18 protein-coding genes and 2 tRNA genes are annotated in these 18113 nt (G+C 62.1%); 12 read left to right on the forward strand and 8 right to left on the reverse strand.

Annotated elements, in window-relative coordinates; genetic code table 11:
- From Y705_RS18735 to rpmH, 8 genes are all read right to left on the reverse strand, one after another.
- The coding region (locus Y705_RS18735; protein WP_253908557.1) for a ParB N-terminal domain-containing protein at positions 1-346 on the reverse strand (346 nt) is incomplete at its 3' end.
- 575 nt (positions 347-921) lie between these two features.
- Entirely contained in the window at positions 922-1866 is a 945-nt protein-coding gene (locus Y705_RS0109330; RefSeq protein ID WP_216698772.1) for a ParA family protein, read from the reverse strand.
- Positions 1867-2146: 280 nt separating this feature from the next.
- A complete protein-coding gene (rsmG, locus tag Y705_RS0109335) occupies positions 2147-2821 on the reverse strand; it encodes a 16S rRNA (guanine(527)-N(7))-methyltransferase RsmG (protein WP_049822542.1) in 675 nt (224 codons plus the stop codon).
- The gene (locus tag Y705_RS0109340; RefSeq protein WP_026532669.1) at positions 2814-3368 is read right to left on the reverse strand and encodes a Jag family protein; all 555 of its coding nucleotides are present in this window, start codon (positions 3366-3368) and stop codon (positions 2814-2816) included. The genes rsmG and Y705_RS0109340 overlap by 8 nt, the downstream gene beginning before the upstream one ends.
- Complete coding sequence (gene yidC, locus Y705_RS0109345) at positions 3365-4327, reverse strand: membrane protein insertase YidC (RefSeq protein WP_026532670.1); 963 nt, start codon at positions 4325-4327, stop codon at positions 3365-3367. Before yidC ends, Y705_RS0109340 begins: the two co-directional genes overlap by 4 nt.
- A gap of 2 nt (positions 4328-4329) precedes the next feature.
- The gene (gene yidD / locus Y705_RS0109350) at positions 4330-4656 is read right to left on the reverse strand and encodes a membrane protein insertion efficiency factor YidD (RefSeq protein WP_049822548.1); all 327 of its coding nucleotides are present in this window, start codon (positions 4654-4656) and stop codon (positions 4330-4332) included.
- A gap of 41 nt (positions 4657-4697) precedes the next feature.
- Complete coding sequence (rnpA, locus tag Y705_RS18740; RefSeq protein WP_049822543.1) at positions 4698-5078, reverse strand: ribonuclease P protein component; 381 nt, start codon at positions 5076-5078, stop codon at positions 4698-4700.
- 85 nt (positions 5079-5163) lie between these two features.
- A complete protein-coding gene (gene rpmH / locus Y705_RS21280) occupies positions 5164-5301 on the reverse strand; it encodes a 50S ribosomal protein L34 (RefSeq protein ID WP_022892375.1) in 138 nt (45 codons plus the stop codon).
- 458 nt (positions 5302-5759) lie between these two features.
- On the opposite strand from rpmH, the gene dnaA reads away from it, so the two are divergent.
- The 12 genes from dnaA to Y705_RS18745 all read left to right on the forward strand — a co-directional run.
- Entirely contained in the window at positions 5760-7169 is a 1410-nt protein-coding gene (gene dnaA / locus Y705_RS0109360; RefSeq protein WP_026532672.1) for a chromosomal replication initiator protein DnaA, read from the forward strand.
- A gap of 460 nt (positions 7170-7629) precedes the next feature.
- On the forward strand, positions 7630-8754 hold the full coding sequence (dnaN, locus tag Y705_RS0109365) for a DNA polymerase III subunit beta (RefSeq protein WP_026532673.1): 1125 nt from the start codon (positions 7630-7632) through the stop codon (positions 8752-8754).
- 20 nt (positions 8755-8774) lie between these two features.
- On the forward strand, positions 8775-9671 hold the full coding sequence (gene gnd, locus Y705_RS0109370) for a phosphogluconate dehydrogenase (NAD(+)-dependent, decarboxylating) (RefSeq protein ID WP_026532674.1): 897 nt from the start codon (positions 8775-8777) through the stop codon (positions 9669-9671).
- 10 nt (positions 9672-9681) lie between these two features.
- The gene (recF, locus tag Y705_RS0109375; protein WP_026532675.1) at positions 9682-10872 is read left to right on the forward strand and encodes a DNA replication/repair protein RecF; all 1191 of its coding nucleotides are present in this window, start codon (positions 9682-9684) and stop codon (positions 10870-10872) included.
- Positions 10873-10894: 22 nt separating this feature from the next.
- On the forward strand, positions 10895-11446 hold the full coding sequence (locus tag Y705_RS0109380) for a DciA family protein (protein WP_026532676.1): 552 nt from the start codon (positions 10895-10897) through the stop codon (positions 11444-11446).
- A 237-nt stretch (positions 11447-11683) separates the two neighbouring features.
- A complete protein-coding gene (gyrB, locus tag Y705_RS0109385) occupies positions 11684-13753 on the forward strand; it encodes a DNA topoisomerase (ATP-hydrolyzing) subunit B (protein ID WP_026532677.1) in 2070 nt (689 codons plus the stop codon).
- Positions 13754-13910: 157 nt separating this feature from the next.
- Entirely contained in the window at positions 13911-16574 is a 2664-nt protein-coding gene (gene gyrA, locus Y705_RS0109390) for a DNA gyrase subunit A (RefSeq protein ID WP_026532678.1), read from the forward strand.
- Complete coding sequence (locus Y705_RS0109395) at positions 16571-17125, forward strand: DUF3566 domain-containing protein (protein ID WP_026532679.1); 555 nt, start codon at positions 16571-16573, stop codon at positions 17123-17125. Before gyrA ends, Y705_RS0109395 begins: the two co-directional genes overlap by 4 nt.
- A gap of 87 nt (positions 17126-17212) precedes the next feature.
- Positions 17213-17286: transfer RNA gene (locus tag Y705_RS0109400), tRNA-Ile, on the forward strand.
- Positions 17287-17323: 37 nt separating this feature from the next.
- Entirely contained in the window at positions 17324-17440 is a 117-nt protein-coding gene (locus tag Y705_RS22715) for a DLW-39 family protein (RefSeq protein WP_216698773.1), read from the forward strand.
- Between the two features lie 45 nt (positions 17441-17485).
- Positions 17486-17558: transfer RNA gene (locus Y705_RS0109410), tRNA-Ala, on the forward strand.
- A 68-nt stretch (positions 17559-17626) separates the two neighbouring features.
- Positions 17627-18113: EamA family transporter (locus tag Y705_RS18745; RefSeq protein WP_253908559.1), on the forward strand; the 487-nt coding region annotated here is incomplete at its 3' end.

An 18113-nucleotide genomic window follows, 5' to 3' on the forward strand; every position in this document is an offset into this window, starting at 1 on the left:
CATCCGCCGTGAGCCGGATGATGGCGGGTACGGTTTCCAGCCCCGCCTCCCGGGTAGCTCGCCACCGTCGCTCGCCCATCACCAGTTCGTAGCCGGCAGTACCGCCTTCGGGGGAAGGCCGAACCACGATCGGCTGAAGGACCCCCACTTCGCGGATGGAATGAACCAGCTCGGCCAGTTCGTCCGAGTCGAACTCCTGGCGGGGCTGCTTCCGATTTGCATGAATGGCATCTACCGGCAGTTCGGCGAAGCGGGCACCGGGAACATCCACCAACTCGGGAGTGGGTTCCCCCGGCATCCCCGCTGACTGAAGAGCATCCGTTTCACGTGAAACGTGTGTCTTCACCTGCGGCGCTACTGTCGCAGGATCGATGGGCGATTCGCGAATAGTTGAAGGGTCCACCGACCCTCCCGAAGCGCTACCTGGTTCCGCCGCGCGACTGCCTTCCGCCGCCTCCGGCACCTGGGAGGGGACCGCGGGAACGTCCTCGGCGACCGCATGCTGCCGGGATTCTGTGGTTTCACGTGAAACCGCGTCTTTCGGTGCAGCATCGGAACCAGGAGCGCGCACCGACGACCGGCCCGTCCGCAGAGAAGGTACGCTTGTGCGCTGAGTTGTTCGGGCCTTCGATCGTGTCGAGGCTGATAGCTCGTCCCCGCCGGGCTTGCCCTCGCGAGTCCGACGTTGCTCCGCATCCTGCTCCTGCTGCGAGGCTTCGAAAAACAGGTCAGCGGGTCGGCTGCCAGGGCGCCGCACGGGCTCTTCGGTGGGAGCAACCTCCTCGACCGGCGCGCTCGGTATGAGGGCTCCCAGACCGCGGCCGAGTCCTCGACGCTTCTCAACCATGACAATTCCTCCAGACAGCAGGACTAGCCCTGCAGAACAAACCCAATCAAGCCAGTATAAACCTGTGCAGTATGCTAACCGCGTTCGGCGATTTCAGCCGCAGCCTCAAGGTAGGACAGCGCGCCGCTCGACGAGGGGTCGTAGGTCATCACGGTCTGTTGATAGCTGGGTGCCTCGGAGATGCGGACCGACCGCGGCACGAGCGCCCGAAGGACCTGCTTGGGGAAATGTTCACGAACCTCAGCTGCAACCTGGGCTGCCAGGTTCGTCCTGCCGTCATACATGGTGAGGAGGATGGTGGATACCACCAGATCAGCGTTCAGGTGCTTCTGGATCATCTCGATGTTCTTCAGCAGCTGACTCAGCCCTTCCAGTGCATAGTACTCACACTGGATCGGGATGAGGACTTCCTGCGCGGCCACGAATGCATTCACCGTCAACAAGCCGAGACTTGGGGGACAGTCGATGAAGATGTAGTCGAGACGCGCCTCACCGGATTCCTCTCGCTCCCTGGCGTATACCTCGATCGCCTTGCGCAGGCGCTGCTCACGGGCCACCAGCGACACCAGCTCGATCTCGGCCCCGGCGAGATGGATCGTTGCCGGGGCGCAGATCAGATTTTCCACATCGGGGCAGGGAGCAACCACCCTGCTCAGGGGGAGATCATCGATCAGCACATCATAGATGCTGTCAACATCGGCATGGTGGTCGATGTTGAGGGCCGTCGAAGCGTTCCCCTGGGGATCGATGTCGATCACCAGCACCTGCAGGCCTGCGGTTGCCAGGGCAGCGGCGATATTGACCGTCGTCGTGGTCTTGCCTACTCCGCCCTTCTGGTTGCTCACGGTCATGATGCGAGTATGTCCGGGGCGGGGGAGCTTCCGGCCGAGCAGCTTGGCGCGCCGGCGTGTCTCGTTTGCCAGTTCGCGTCCCAGCGGGGAGGACTCGTCCATGCTTTCCATCACGCTCTTGGTCTTTGCGGCCTTTTTCCCTGCCGTGGTGGGTACCGCTTCAGTCATGGGAGAGCTGGTTTCACGTGAAACAATTCCTGTATTGGTTGGGTTTGCAAACAGTTCGGATGGAGTTCCCCCCAAGCGCACCGCCGGGGGCGAACCAGCAGCCGGAGATTCGAGCTTCCTGGCCGCGGCTTCTTTTCTGGTCACTCAAATGCTCACTCTCAAGATGCCGGGCAGTATCAGCTACAAGCCTAGCGGCTGTACCCTCACCGTACCGCGCTCTCTTCGCCTGCAAGGTCACCAAAGCGGCAAGTCCTGACCCGTCATGGAACGATCCTGGCGCTCAGCCGACCCGGACACGTACCACCGTCGTCGGTTCGTCCAGTATTCCCGTTCCGGCTCGAACCACCTCAGCTCCAGCACCACCCAGACGCCGTATCACCTTGGCCGCCTTTGAAACTTCCTCGGCCGCGCTGCGCCCCTTGATCGCCAATACTTCGCCTCGGCCATGGAGCAGCGGTATGGTCAGCTGCATCAGGCCTCCCAGGGCGGAGACCGCTCGGGCTGTCACAACATCGGCGTCGACCTTGTCCACAACCTGCTCCGCGCGTGCCCTGTGAACCAGTACGTTCTCGAGCCCGAGGTCCTGGACCACCTCGTTGAGCCAGATGACCCTGCGCTCGAGGGGCTCCACCAGCACAAGGGAGAGATCCGGTCGGGCGATCGCCAGGGCAATGCCGGGCAGGCCCGCGCCGCTGCCCACATCACATACGGTCGACTGCAACCCGATCAGATCTGCCACCACGGCACAGTTCAACACGTGCCGGCTCCACAAACGCGGCACTTCACGCGGGCCCAGCAGACCGCGCTCGATGCCGGACGTCGACAGATGCGCGACGAACCGCTCAGCCAGCGTCAGCCGATCACCGAAGACCACCTCCGCGGCCTTTTGTTCGCCTTCGGACAGCTCGGGGACCACCGCAGGCGCAGCATCATCCCCGAGCGGCAGGTCAGTCATCGGCCTGGGAGACCACAATGTGCCTGCCCGTTCCTTCTCCCTCGGATTCGCTCGCCATTCCCAACTCCGCGACGACGTCGTGAACAATTTTCCGCTCGTACGCGGTCATCGGAGGCAACGCTGTTTCGACACCCGACTGCTTCACTTCGGCCACCGCGTTCTTCGCGATGTCCCTCAACTCTTTCCCGCGTACGTCCCGGTAACCGTCGACGTCGAGTACCAGCCTCGACCTGTTCTCGGTGGCCGTCAGCACGGAGAGACGCGTCAGTTCCTGGAGTGCCTCAAGAACTTCTCCGTCCTGTCCGACGAGCGCGCGCAGCCCACTGTCCGCAGCGTCCTCGGAGACGATCGATATGTAGGTCCGTCCGCTTCGTACCTCGATGTCGATGTCACCGTCGATATCAGCGATGTCGAGCAGTTCCTCGAGGTAATCGGCGGCGACGTCGCCCTCGTCCTCCAGCCGGGAAGCCTTCGTTTCTGGATCGAGGTCGGCAGAGTCGTCCGCGGAGTCGTCGGCAATGAGCTGCTCTTCGTTATCGATGGTCATCTTTTCTTCCTCTTCTTGCGCTGGGGCTGCACACGCTGGGCCCTTGGCTCTGGTACGGATTCGACGGCGGGTTCAGCCTTCCGTTCCCCAAGGAGCGGTGCCACCGGCAGTCCCTTCTTGGCACGCCGCTCCGCCCATGCCTTCGCGGCCGGCGAGCCCGGGGTCGGCATGCGGCGGATGACGTAGAACTGCTGCACCATCGTCCAGAGGTTGGTGGTGGTCCAGTAGACAAGGACACCGATGGGGAAGTTGATGCCACCGATTCCGAACACCAGCGGAAGGATGTAGAGCATGATCTTCTGCTGACGCATGAAGGGGCTCTGCATGGCCTCCTCGGACATGTTCTTCGCCATGATCTGCTTCTGCGTGATGAACTGCGAAGCAGTCATCGCGAGAATCATGATGACTGAAAGAATGATCACACTGAGGTTTCCGTTGCCGCCGAAGCTGCCGAGGAAGGTCGAGGAGAGGGGGGCGCCGAAGATCGTGGCGTCGTCGAACTGGCGTACCGAATCGACCGAGAGCGCCCCGATTTCCTCACCCTCGGCGCTAGCGCGCGAAACGCCGTTCAGCACGGTGAAGAGTGCGAAGAAGAACGGCATCTGGATCAGGATCGGCAGGCAGGCGGCGAACGGATTGGTGCCGTGCTTCTTGTACAGGGCCATCTGTTCCTGCGTCATGGCCTGACGTGAGAGCTGGTCGGTCTTGCCCTTGTACTTCTGCTGCAGCTTTCGCAGATCCGGCTGGAGCGCCTGCATGCCGCGCTGCGCCTTGATCTGCTTCACGAAAACAGGAATCAGCGCCGCCCGGATGACGACGACGAGGCCCACGATGGACAGTGTCCACGTCCATCCCGACGCCGGATCCATACCGAGGGCACTGAAGCCTTCGTGGAACATGAACATGATCCATGACACAAGCCACCGGAACGGCGACAGTATCGTCTCGAAGAAATCCATAGTCAGTTAGCTCCTCGGGCCGCGGGGCGGCTTTCATCGTCGGCCGGGATCACCGGGTGGTTCAATCCAATAATTGTGGGGACTCTCCCGGGGGGGAATGTCCGGGGCCCGCGAGGCACGTGGTCCACTCCGCCGTCGTTCCACGGATGACATTTGCATACCCGCCGGATGGCCAGGGCCGAACCCTTCACCGCACCATGCACGGTCACAGCTTCGAGCGCGTAGGCGGAGCAGCTCGGGAAGAACCTGCAGACGGGTCCGTACAACGGGGAGACGATCCGGCGATACACCTGAAGAAGGATGATCATCGCGTTCCGGAGGATCTCCATCAGCAGACCGGAAGCCTTGGCGTACCAGGTTTCGGTACTACTCACTGTCCCTCGCCTTCCGTGGCCGCATCATCCCGCGCGGTGAGGCGCCTTAGCACTGAGCTCAATCCCTTTTCCAGATCCGTCGACAGTTCTGGCCAGCCGGCGGCCGCGGATGCGGGCAGTGCCCTGACCACAATATCCAACCCATGCGGATTCCTGGTCAGAGACTTGGCAGCTGCGTTACGCAGTCTCCGCTTAACGAGGTTGCGGACCACGGCGTTCCCTACGTTCTTCCCGACGATGAAGCCGAACCGGCTCGGGTCCATTCCGGGGGTGATCGATCCGTATAACACTACGTTCCGGCGCCCAGAGCGGGCGCCGGAACGTACAGTCCGTGAAAATTCCGATGCTGTTCGGATCCTGTTCACCGCCGGAAGCATGTGATGCCCCGTTCCATTCCGTTGGACTGCAACGGGTTGTTACCGGCGTGGACTTCGGATCGCATCGTAGGGGCGATTAGGCCGCTTATGCCGAGAGTTCGGTACGGCCCTTGCCACGGCGTGCCGACAGGATGGCACGCCCTGCGCGGGTACGCATGCGAAGGCGGAAACCGTGCTTCTTGGCACGACGGCGGTTATTCGGCTGAAAGGTCCGCTTGCTCACTGTGATTACTCCAGAACGATCTTGAGATGCGCCCGGCCCATTGCAACAAAGGGGAAGAACAGACTGACGCGGCTAGGTGCACATCCACACATCGCGGGAAACACCATCACGAACCGAAGCTTCTTAGTACCCGGAACACCTGTGATGGCATGCGAAATGCAGACATGTTGGACTACATAACGTTAGGCGACCGGGTACGGGGGCGTCAAACCGGGTACACACCGTTCCCGCCGCCTACTTTATCAACAGCTGTGGAAAACCTGCGCGAAAATTACACTTCCTCCACCCTCACGGGCACACCGGGAACGCCGTCGAGCGTTGCCCAGCCGCAGTTTGACCGCTATGTTCTGCACTTTTGATCCTTTAGGGTTGGCCATGGTCCGTTTATCACCAGCTGTGCACAACTCTGTGGATGAAGACCGTTTTCGGGTGGATCAGTGGAAGCAAGAGGGGTTGTTGTGGGAACAGATGAAGTGAACGACGTCGGGAGCTCCTGGCGGAAGGTCATCCGTACCCTTGAACACGACGACCGCGTCACTCCGCGCCAGCGAGGATTCGTCGTACTCGCGCAGGCCCAGGGCCTCATCGGAACCACCATGCTCGTGGCCGTCCCGAATGAACTCACCCGGGAAGTCCTCCAGACCCAGCTCAAGGCCGCCCTCGACGAGGCCCTTCACGAAGTCTTCCGTGAGGATATCCAGTGTGCTTTCGTCATCGACCCGGAACTGACCCCCATTCCCGTCGAGGAACCACCCGCCGATCCTGCCCCGTCTCCCGAGCCTCGCGGGGAGTCGAAACCATCACCGACGCCGCCGAGCAACTCCCATGAGTTCGGGCGGCTGAACCCGAAGTACGTCTTCGACACTTTCGTCATCGGATCGTCCAACAGGTTCGCCCACGCGGCAGCCGTGGCTGTGGCGGAAGCTCCCGCCAAGGCGTACAACCCACTGTTCATCTATGGTGATTCCGGGCTGGGCAAAACCCATCTCCTTCACGCGATCGGGCACTATGCCCGCCACCTCTACACAGGGATCCGGGTTCGGTACGTGAACTCCGAAGAGTTCACGAACGATTTCATCAACTCCATCCGGGACGACGAGGGAACCAGCTTCAAGCAGACCTACCGCAATGTCGACATCCTGCTGATCGATGACATCCAGTTCCTGGCCGGCAAGGACCGCACGCAGGAGGAGTTCTTCCATACCTTCAACGCACTCCACAACCACAACAAGCAGGTGGTCATCACCTCCGACCTTCCACCGAAACAGATGTCGGGGTTCGAGGAACGCATGCGTTCGCGCTTCGAGTGGGGATTGCTCACCGACATCCAGCCGCCCGAACTCGAAACACGCATCGCCATTCTCCGGAAGAAGGCGATCAGCGACAGCCTCAGCGCACCGGATGACGTCCTCGAATACATCGCGTCGAAGATCGCCACCAACATCCGGGAGCTGGAGGGCGCACTCATCCGGGTAACAGCCTTCGCAAGCCTCAATCGGCAATCAGTCGATGTGACACTTGCCGAGATCGTACTGAAGGACCTGATCTCCGACGACGGCGCACAGGAAATCACGTCGACGGTGATCATCGCCCAGACCGCCGACTATTTCCAGATCAGCCTTGAAGAGCTGTCCAGCAAGTCACGCACCCGGACGTTGGTCACTGCGCGGCAGATCGCCATGTACCTCTGCAGGGAGCTCACGGACATGTCGCTTCCCAAGATCGGGCAGGAGCTGGGGGGCCGGGACCATACAACAGTCATCCACGCCGATCGGAAGATCCGCGAACTGATGGCCGAACGGCGTGCCATCTTCAACCAGGTCACCGAACTCACCAACCGGATCAAGCACAAACAGCGGGACGGCTAGGTTCGTTCCAGCCCTTTCTGCCGATCCATGAAATCGACAACGAAATTAACAGCTGTGGAAACTCCTGTGGATAACCACTGGAACAACGGGGGTTCCGCTGAGGACAACTACCCGCCTACCTGTGGATCCCTGTAATGACAAGAATTTTGCCCACAACCAGCCCTGGCATCACGTTCCCCCGGCACACAGCTTTTCAACAGGCAAAAACCGCCGGATGCAGACACCACAGCCAGTTATCCACAGAATCCACAGGAGTTATTAACACTACGAATCCTTAAACCACAAAGTTTTTCAGATAACACTTCGCCCCTGGACGTGTTCCCGAGCCCAGACCCCTGCACGGCCCACTGGTGGGCCACCCGGCACGGTTCGTCAGGCTAAGCTGTGAGCCGGTAGGAATCAGGGCATCCATGTTGGTAGTTGTACTTCACCGGTACATTTTGAAAGGCGGCGTCTCTTCGTGAAATTTCGAGTCGAGCGGGATGTTCTCGCGGAGGCTGTCTCGTGGACAGCGCGTTCCCTCTCCCCACGTCCTCCCGTTCCGGTATTGGCCGGCCTGCTCATCCGGGCCGAATCGGGAACCCTGAGCCTCGCGAGCTTCGACTACGAGATCTCTGCGCGCCTCGAGATTCCTGCTGACATCACCGAGGAAGGAACCATCCTCGTCTCCGGCCGTCTGCTCGCCGACATCTGCCGGAGCCTTCCTTCGGCTCCTGTCGAGGTAGCGACCGATGGTTCCAAGGTCACGCTCACCTGCCGGAACAGCCGCTTCAACCTCGCCACCATGCCCGAAGGTGAGTACCCGGAACTTCCGAAACTGCCCGATATCAGCGGCGTCGTCGACGGCGAAGCGTTTTCCCAGGCCGTTTCCCAGGTCATCATCGCGGCAAGCCGGGACGACACGCTTCCCATCCTCACCGGTGTGCGCATGGAGATCGAGGACGATCTCATCACTCTGCTGGCCACCGACCGCTACCGGCTGGCTCTTCGCGAAGTCGCCTGGAAGCCGTCATCGCCCGGGATCTCCACCAGCGCCCTGGTCAAGGCGAAGACGCTCAACGAAGTGGCGAAGACGTTGGGAGGGGCAGGAGACCTGAATATCGCCCTGTCGACGGATTCAGAACTCATCGGCTTCGAAAGCGGGGGCCGGCGGACCACTTCGCTGTTGGTCGACGGCGAATATCCGAAGATCCGCTCGCTCTTTCCCGACAACACCCCGATCCACGCGATGGTCGAGACGAGCACCCTCGTCGAAGCGGTGCGCCGTGTCTCGCTGGTGGCTGAGCGGAATACCCCTGTCCGGCTCTCCTTCACGCAGGGCCAGTTGGCACTTGATGCGGGTACCGGCGAGGATGCCCAGGCCTCTGAGGTCATCGAGGCGAACCTCGACGGCGATGACATCACCGTGGCCTTCAATCCGCACTACCTGAGCGAGGGACTGGGTGCGTTCAGCAGCAAGTTCGTCCGCTTCTCCTTCACGACACCCCCCAAGCCGGCTGTCATGTCCGCTCAGGACGACGCGATAGGCGAGGACCGTGAGGATTACCGGTACCTGCTGATGCCTGTCAGGCTGCCCAACCAGTAACCACGGAAAGAGTGATCCTCATGCACATAGGCCTCATCGGACTCGGCAAAATGGGTTTCAACATGAGGGAAAGGCTGCGACGAGGTGGCATCACCGTCACGGGCTTCGACCGCAACCCCGATCGTACCGATGTGGCGTCGTTGCCCGAGCTCGTGGCAGCACTCCCTGTTCCGAGGATCGTGTGGATCATGGTTCCGGCCGGCGCCGTCACCGACCAGGTGGTCCAGGACCTGAAAAGCGTCCTCGACGACGGTGACCTCGTGATCGACGGCGGAAACTCGAAGTTCACCGATGATCAGGTCCACGCGGCACAGCTCACGGAGAAGGGCATCTCCTTTCTCGACTGCGGAGTGTCCGGCGGCGTCTGGGGCCTGGAGAACGGCTACGGTCTGATGGCCGGCGGAAGCGATGAGCAGGTGGCACGCGCCATGCCCATCTTTGACGCACTCCGCCCCGAGGGCACAAGGGAAGAAAGTTTCGTGCACGTGGGTGACACCGGCGCCGGCCACTACGCGAAGATGATCCACAATGGGATCGAGTACGGATTGATGCAGGCCTACGCCGAGGGTTACGAACTTCTCGAGGCGAAGGACATCGTCAAGGACGTTCAGGGAACCTTCACTGCATGGCAGAAAGGGACAGTCGTCAGGTCATGGCTCCTGGACCTCATGGTGAAGGCACTGAACGAGGATCCCGGACTCTCGAAGGTCGCCGGATATGTGGAGGATTCAGGGGAGGGACGGTGGACGGTGGACGAAGCGATCGCCAACTCCGTTCCTGCGCCGGCGATCACCGCGGCGGTTTTCGCCCGCTTCGCCTCACGTCAGGAAGACGCCCCTTCCATGAAGATGGTGGCAGCGCTGCGGAACCAGTTCGGGGGCCACGCGGTTCGTCCTGCCAGCCGGGATACCGCGTGAGTGGCGGACGGTGTACGTAGAGCACCTTTCCCTGACGGGTTATCGGAGTTATGAGCAGCTCGATACCGAGATCCACCCAGGCACCACGGTCTTCGTCGGGCCCAACGGCGTCGGGAAGACGAACATCGTGGAAGCGATCGGATACCTGGCCTCGATGTCGTCCCACCGGGTCGCGTCGGACAAGCCCCTTGTGGCCTTCGGTGCGGACCGTGCGCTGATCCGGGGCAAGCTGGTCCGCGGTGAGCAGCGGACCAGCGTGGAAGTGGAGATCAATCCGGAATCCGCGAACCGGGCGAGGATCAACCGGTCCAATCCGGTGCGGGCGCGCGATGCGGCGGGAATTCTGAAGACGGTGCTGTTCGCGCCGGAGGACCTTGCCCTGGTCAAGGGCGATCCGGCCGGACGGCGACGCTACCTCGACGACGCCCTGGTCATACTTCTTCCCCATCAGGCCGCCTTACGGTCCGACTACGAGCGGGTCCTCAAGCAGCGCAATGCCCTACTCAAGTCGGCACGCGGGGCAGGCCGGTTCTCCACTGCACATGAGTCGACGCTCGAGGTATGGGACCAGCACCTTGCGGAGTCAGGAGCGAAGCTGCTGCACGCGCGGCTGGCTCTTCTCGGACGCCTCCACCCGCACCTGCAGCGCGCCTATGGCGAGCTCACCGACGGGTCGAAGGAAGCTGACGCCATCTACCGGTCGAGCGTCGTCAGCCTGGGCGACGACGACGGCGGCCACCCGGAGCCCGCCGGCACCAATCGCGGGCATTCGCTTTCCGGGGAGAGTGAAGCGGACCTCACCACGCGTTTCATCGAGGCGCTCCTTGTCCACAGGAAGAAAGAACTGGATCGGGGTATCTCCCTCGTGGGCCCGCACCGCGACGAGCTCGACCTGATGCTCGGGCATATTCCTGCCAAGGGATATGCATCGCACGGGGAGACCTGGTCCATGGCGCTGGCCCTTCGGCTCGCTACTTACTACCTGCTGAAGCAGGACGACGATACTCCCGGGGCAAGCCCCGTCCTCATCCTTGACGACGTCTTCGCCGAACTGGACAGTCAGCGAAGGGACAAGCTGGCTGCCATCGTGTCGGATGCCGAGCAGGTGTTGGTGACTGCAGCGGTAGGAGCGGACATTCCCCCGGGGCTGGGGGGACGACAGCTGCGGGTGGTACCGGGAGGACTCGATGACACGGCCTGAGGATGCTCCGCAGGGAACGGACGTGCCGAAAGAGGATGGAGATGGCGGAACTCCGACCCCCGAACCGGTAATCGGGTCCTTCGAACAGGATGCACCCCAGGCATTATTGAACCGGCTGCGCAGCGCATCCCAGGCACGTGGAACGCCGCGGGACCCGGCACCGCGCAAGAGTCCGGGAAGCCAGCGCCGCCGCTACGCTGTGGAACCAGTCTTCGGTGGGAGGGACCCGGAAGGCCTGGGCAAGGTGTTCAACCGTATGTTGGCAGAACGCGGCTGGAATTCGCCAGTGGCGGTCGGGTCGGTACTGGCACGGTGGGACGAACTCGTGGGATCCGAGATCAGCGCACACTGCCGCCCGGAGAGTTTCGACGGCAGTACCGTCCTCGTCCGGTGTGATTCAACGGCCTGGGCCACGCAGCTGCGCCTGATCAGCCCCGATGTTCTTCGACGGTTCGAGGTGGAACTGGGACGGGGAGTGGTGACGCGGATTTCCGTGATCGGACCGTCAGCTCCGAACTGGCGCAAGGGCGGGCGTTCGGTCAAGGGTAGGGGTCCCCGGGACACCTACGGGTGAGGTGCCCGGCTCGAACCGGCTGGACCTTTGCATGCTCTGCCGTAATTCCGCTACGAGCCGTGCAGGGCTCTCCGGAGCTTCGCCGAGGTATAGCGCCTCATGCGATACCCTCCCGCTGGCTCAAAAGGGGCTTCCGTGGCCGATAGGAGGCAGTCCATGCGCGATTGTAGCGCCTCACGGGGTAGAATATGAACAGCTTATTTCCCGTACAACCCCTGTGAGGAGTCGACCGCGCCTGTGGCACACGACAACGAGTTGAACGCTGATGATGTCCAGGTAGGAGTTGACGAATCCCCAGCCCTCGAAGCTATTACTCCCCGGGAGTACGGGGCAAATGATATTACCGTCCTCGAAGGCCTCGAAGCGGTTCGTAAACGCCCAGGCATGTATATCGGGTCCACCGGTCCACGCGGTCTTCACCACCTGGTCTACGAAGTGGTGGACAACTCGGTGGACGAGGCACTGGCCGGCTACTGCGACCATATCCAGATCGCGTTGCTCGCCGACGGCGGGGTCCGTGTCATCGACAACGGGCGTGGGATTCCGGTGGATATGCACCCCACCGAGGGAAGGCCCACCGTCGAGGTGGTCATGACCATCCTGCATGCCGGCGGTAAATTCGGTGGTGGCGGCTACGCGGTCTCCGGTGGTCTCCACGGGGTGGGCATCTCAGTGGTCAACGCGCTCTCGAAGCGGGTCGAAACCGAAGTGAAGCGGCAGGGCTTCGTCTGGCACCAGTCCTTCGCCGACGGCGGCAAGCCGGTGGGCGAACTCCGTCAGGGCGAGGAAACGTCCGAGACGGGGACCACCCAGACGTTCTACGCGGACGACTCGATCTTCGAGAGTGTCGAGTTCGACTTCGAAACGCTCCGGGCGCGTTTCCAGCAGATGGCGTTCCTCAACAAGGGGCTGAAGATCACCCTTGTCGACGAACGCGTCGACTCCATCGAGGACGAGGTCACCGACGCAAGCGCCGCGGACGGGGACGAGGATGTTCCGAAGCACCGCCAGGTGGAGTACAAATACGAAAACGGGCTGCTCGACTACGTCCGCCACCTGAACTCGTCGAAGCGCGTCGAGGTGATCCACGACGATGTCATCGCGTTCGAGACCGAGGACACCGACCGCAAGATCGCCGTCGAGATAGCCCTGCAGTGGACCACTGCGTATTCGGAGAGTGTCCATACCTATGCGAACACGATCAACACGCACGAGGGCGGCACCCACGAAGAGGGTTTCCGGGCCGCGATGACCACGCTCATCAACAAATATGCGCGCGACAAGAACATCATCAAGGAAAAAGACGACAACCTGACCGGAGACGACATCCGTGAGGGGCTTACCGCCGTGATCTCGATGAAGCTCTCCGAACCGCAGTTCGAGGGCCAGACGAAAACCAAGCTGGGAAACTCCGAGGCCAAGGGATTCGTGCAGCGCGTTGTCACCAACCAGCTGGGTGACTGGCTGGAACGCAATCCCGGCCCCGCGCGCGATGTCATCCGTAAGTCGATCCAGGCTTCCCAGGCCCGGCTAGCGGCACGGAAAGCCCGCGAATCAACGCGCCGGAAGGGTCTCCTCGAATCGGGGGGAATGCCCGGAAAGCTGAAGGACTGCCAGTCCAAGGATCCGTCGAAGTCGGAGATCTACATCGTGGAGGGCGACTCGGCCGGCGGTTCGGCCGTCAGGGGGCGCAATCCGGAGACTCAGGCCATCCTGCCGCTGCGGGGAAAGATCCTCAACGTGGAGCGTGCACGGCTCGACCGTGCGCTCGGAAACAGTGAGGTCCAGGCCATGATCACCGCGTTCGGTGCGGGGATCGGTGAGGATTTTGACGTCGACAAGGCCCGGTATCACAAGATCGTGCTCATGGCCGATGCCGACGTCGACGGCCAGCACATCACCACGTTGCTGCTGACTCTTCTGTTCCGGTACATGCGTCCGCTGATCGAGAGTGGATTCGTGTACCTCGCGCAACCGCCGCTGTACCGCATCAAGTGGTCGAACGCGCCCCATGACTACGTCTTCAGCGACCGTGAGCGCGACGAGACGATTCGGATGGGGCTGGCCAACAACCAGCGCCTGCCGAAGGACAACGGCATCCAGCGCTACAAGGGCCTCGGTGAGATGGACTACACCGAACTCTGGGAAACCACGATGGACCCGGACCACCGGACACTGCTCCAGGTCACCATGGACGACGCCGCGGCGGCCGACCAGGTGTTCTCGGTCCTCATGGGCGAGGACGTCGAGTCCCGCCGGAACTTCATCCAGCAGAACGCAAAAGACGTGCGTTTTCTCGATATCTAGGTGGCTGTAGTTCCGACATCCTGCCGGCGCTACGAAATTTCTGGCGGGCCTGGCGGCCCTTGAAATATTAAGGCGCCTACACAGAATGCCGGAACCACCGCCAGTGATCGAGCGCCTCTTTTGTGGTTGAGAACCATTTCACGAACGGAACTGACTTATGAGTGATGACATTCCCGGCGACGGTCCCCTTGAGGGCGAAGTCCTGACCGACCGCGTTGAACAGGTCGACCTTCAGACCGAAATGCAGCGGTCCTACTTGGACTACGCCATGGCCGTCATCGTCGGCCGTGCACTGCCCGACGTCCGCGACGGGCTGAAGCCGGTCCACCGCCGCGTCCTGTACGCGATGTTCGACGGCGGCTACCGGCCGGACCGCTCATTCAACAAGTGTGCCCGCGTGGTCGGCGAAGTCATGGGCCAATACCACCCGCACGGCGACTCAGCCATCTACGACGCCCTGGTCCGCCTCATCCAGGACTGGACCATGCGCTACCCGCTTGCGCTCGGCCAGGGGAACTTCGGGTCCCCCGGCAACGACGGCGCTGCCGCCCCGCGGTACACCGAGACCAAGATGGCCCCGCTGGCCATGGAAATGGTCCGTGACATCGACGAGGAGACCGTCGACTTCCAGGACAACTACGACGGCAAGAACCAGGAACCCACCATCCTGCCGTCGAGGTTCCCGAACCTGCTGGTGAACGGTTCCTCCGGTATCGCCGTCGGCATGGCCACCAATATCCCGCCGCACAACCTTCGTGAAGTAGCCGACGGCGTGCAGTGGTACCTGCAGAATCCCGGCGCCTCGAAGGAGGAACTCCTCGAGGCGCTCATCGAGCGCATCAAGGGTCCGGACTTCCCCACGGGAGCCACCATCCTCGGCCACAAGGGCATTGAGGATGCCTATCGTACCGGCCGCGGATCGATCACCATGCGCGCCGTGGTGAACGTCGAGGAGATCCAGAATCGGACCTGCCTGGTGGTCACCGAACTGCCGTACCAGGCGAACCCGGACAACCTCGCCATCAAGATCGCCGACCTGGTGAAGGACGGCAAGATCAGCGGCATCGCCGATCTCCGTGACGAGACCTCAGGCCGTACCGGTCAGCGCCTCGTCGTCGTCCTCAAACGCGACGCGGTGGCGAAGGTCGTGCTGAACAACCTTTACAAGCACACGCAGCTCCAGGACAATTTCAGTGCCAATATGCTGGCGATCGTGGACGATGTTCCGCGCACCCTGAGCCTCGACGCCTTCATCCGGCACTGGGTGACCCACCAGCTCGAGGTCATCGTGCGGCGCACCCGGTACCGGCTGCGCAAGGCGGAGGAAGCAGCGCACATCCTGCGCGGCTACCTCAAGGCCCTCGATGCGCTCGACGAGGTGATCGCGCTGATCCGCGCATCCCAGACGGTCGAGGACGCCCGCAGCGGGCTGATGACGCTGCTCGACATCGACGAACTCCAGGCCGCTGCCATTCTCAACATGCAGCTGAGGCGGCTCGCCGCACTCGAGCGCCAGAAGATCCAGGACGAGCACGACAAGCTCGAGCGTGAAATCACCGAGTACCAGCGCATCCTCAACTCGAGCGAAGTGCAGCGCCAGATCGTGTCGACGGAGCTCCAGGAAATCGTGGACCGCCACGGCGATGATCGCCGGACCGACATCCTCATGGGATATGACTCGGACATGAGCATGGAGGACCTCATCCCCGAAGAGGAGATGGTGGTGACCATCACCCGCGGCGGTTACGTGAAACGGACGCGGAGCGACAACTACCGGCAGCAGGCACGCGGCGGGAAGGGCATCCGTGGTGCCCAGTTGCGCGGTGACGACGTCGTCGAACATTTCTTCGTGACCACCACACACCACTGGCTGCTGTTCTTCACGAACCTGGGGCGGGTCTACCGCGCGAAGGCTTATGAGCTGGTCGAGGCCGCACGTGATGCGAAAGGGCAGCACGTCGCAAACCTCCTGGCGTTCCAGCCGGACGAGAAGATCGCCCAGGTGCTCGACCTACGGGATTACCAGCAGTCCCCGTACCTCGTCCTCGCGACGAAGCGCGGACTGGCCAAGAAGACGCGTCTTGAGGACTACGACACCAATCGGTCCGCCGGGGTCATCGCCATCAACCTGCGCGACAACGACGAGCTCGTCTCGGCCCAGCTGGTTTCCGACACCGACGACATCATGCTCGTCTCCCGCAAGGGGCAGTCGCTGCGCTTCACCGCGAACGACGACGCCCTGCGGCCCATGGGGCGCGCAACCTCCGGTGTGACGGGAATGAAGTTCCGTGAGGACGACGAGCTCCTCGCTGCGAACGTCGTCAGCGATGACTCGTTCGTATTCATCGTCACCGAGGGCGGGTTCGCCAAACGGACGAAGGTGGATGAGTACCGGGTGCAGGGCAGGGGCGGACTCGGGATCAAGGTGGCGAAACTCGCCGAGGAACGCGGTGATCTCGTCGGCGCGTTGATCGTCCAGGAGGAGGATGAGGTCCTCGTCGTCATGGGCGGTGGAAAAGTGGTGAGATCCGCCGTGACGGGAGTGCCGGCCAAGGGCCGGGATACCATGGGCGTCATCTTTGCCAAGCCGGACAAGACGGACCGCATCATCGGGGTGGCACGGAACAGCGAGCGAAGCGTCGCGGTCGAGGAGGGGCTCATCGATGATCCATCGGAGCTGGACGCCGACGTCGAAATGCTGGATACCGTTCCCTCGGACGGTGGGGATTCGCCGCAGGAGAGCGTCGATGAAGTACCGTTGACGACAGAAGAAACGGCTGAGCCTGACGCTGAGTCGCCGGAACACGGAGGTAGCGAGTGAGCTCGGCCAATACCAACCCACGGGGGGCACCCAGTGGACAAACAAAGCCACCCAGTGGACAAGTGAAGCAGTCCAGTAATGGGCCGAGGGTCAGTGCACCCGCCCGCCCATCCCAGAAACCTTCGGCGTCGGGGAGCCAGAAACCGGGGTCCCGGCCGAACTTGGTCAAGCCGGCACCGAAGGCGAAGGCACGCAAGGCACGCCTCCTGGTCAGCAAGGTGGATCCCTGGTCCGTACTGAAAATGTCCTTCCTCCTGTCGGTTGCACTTGGAATCGTCACGGTGGTGGCTGCCATCGTGATCTGGACCGTGCTCGACCTGACCGGTATTTTCGACGGCGTGAATGAATTGCTGCGCGAGATCGCCGGTTCGGAGAGCGGGGGCTTCGACCTGCGGCAGTTCGCCTCGCTGGGGCAGGTGGTCTCCTTCGCCACCATCATCGCTGTAGTGAACGTGGTGCTGCTGACGGCTCTGGCCATGCTCGCGGCGGTGCTCTACAACATCTCCTCCACTCTCGTGGGCGGTATCGGTGTGACTCTCACCGACGACTGATGCAGCAACCCTCATCGGGCCACTGCGGCGATTTGATGAATCCCGAGCTGCTACTGTAAAGTCGTATCTCGGCCCGATGAGGTATCGGGGCGTATAGCTCAGGCGGTTAGAGCGCTTCGCTGATAACGAAGAGGTCCCAGGTTCAAGTCCTGGTACGCCCACGGATCCACCACTGGTAGGTAGTGCAAGGAGATTGCTGTGAAGAAACTGGTGTTCGCGGCAATCACCGCTGCAGGAGTGCTTCTCTACAAACGGTGGCAGGATTCGGAGAATGAAAAAGCGGTCTGGAGTGAGGCAACCGATACGGTTGAGTAGCATCGGAGCCCGGCTGGTTGAGGTAGACTGGCTGAGGTCCAATTCGGGGGCATGGCGCAATTGGTAGCGCACCTGCTTTGCAAGCAGGGGGTTCGGGGTTCGAGTCCCCGTGCCTCCACCGAATGAATGTCCCCGGCCATCGGCCGGGGACATTCTGCCTTAAGCGCGCGGAGTGAGGGTTATTTAGTGGTCGTCTTCCTGTTGATGCTCGGCGTCCTTGGAGTATCAGCTTCCGGCCCCATCATGGCGGCGACCGCAGCTCCGGCCCTCGCGATCGCTTTCTGGCGCAACGCCCTCGGCGCAGTCATCATGGGAGGTCCCGCCGTGGTGTCCAAGCGGGCCGAATTCACTGGTCTCGGCCGCCGGGACTTCTACCGGTTGACAGTAGCCGCCGTGGCCCTTGCCCTCCATTTCGCCTGCTTCGTCACTGCACTCAAACTCACTTCGGTGGCAGCCGCCACCGCCCTGGTCTGCCTGCAGGTCGCCTGGATAGCCCTGTTCGACGCCCTGAGGGGAAGCAGGCCGTCGACCGCCGTCGTGGTGGGTCTGGGAATCGCCTTTTTCGGAGTGGTCATCATCACCGGTTTCGACCTTTCACTGTCTCCCCAGGCGCTGTTGGGGGACGTCCTTGCGCTGGCGGGCGGAGCGCTGGCGGGGATCTATCAGATGGCGG

The organism is Arthrobacter sp. H41 (genome assembly GCF_000520535.1).
In the GTDB taxonomy this organism is placed as follows: Bacteria; Actinomycetota; Actinomycetes; order Actinomycetales; family Micrococcaceae; genus Arthrobacter_D.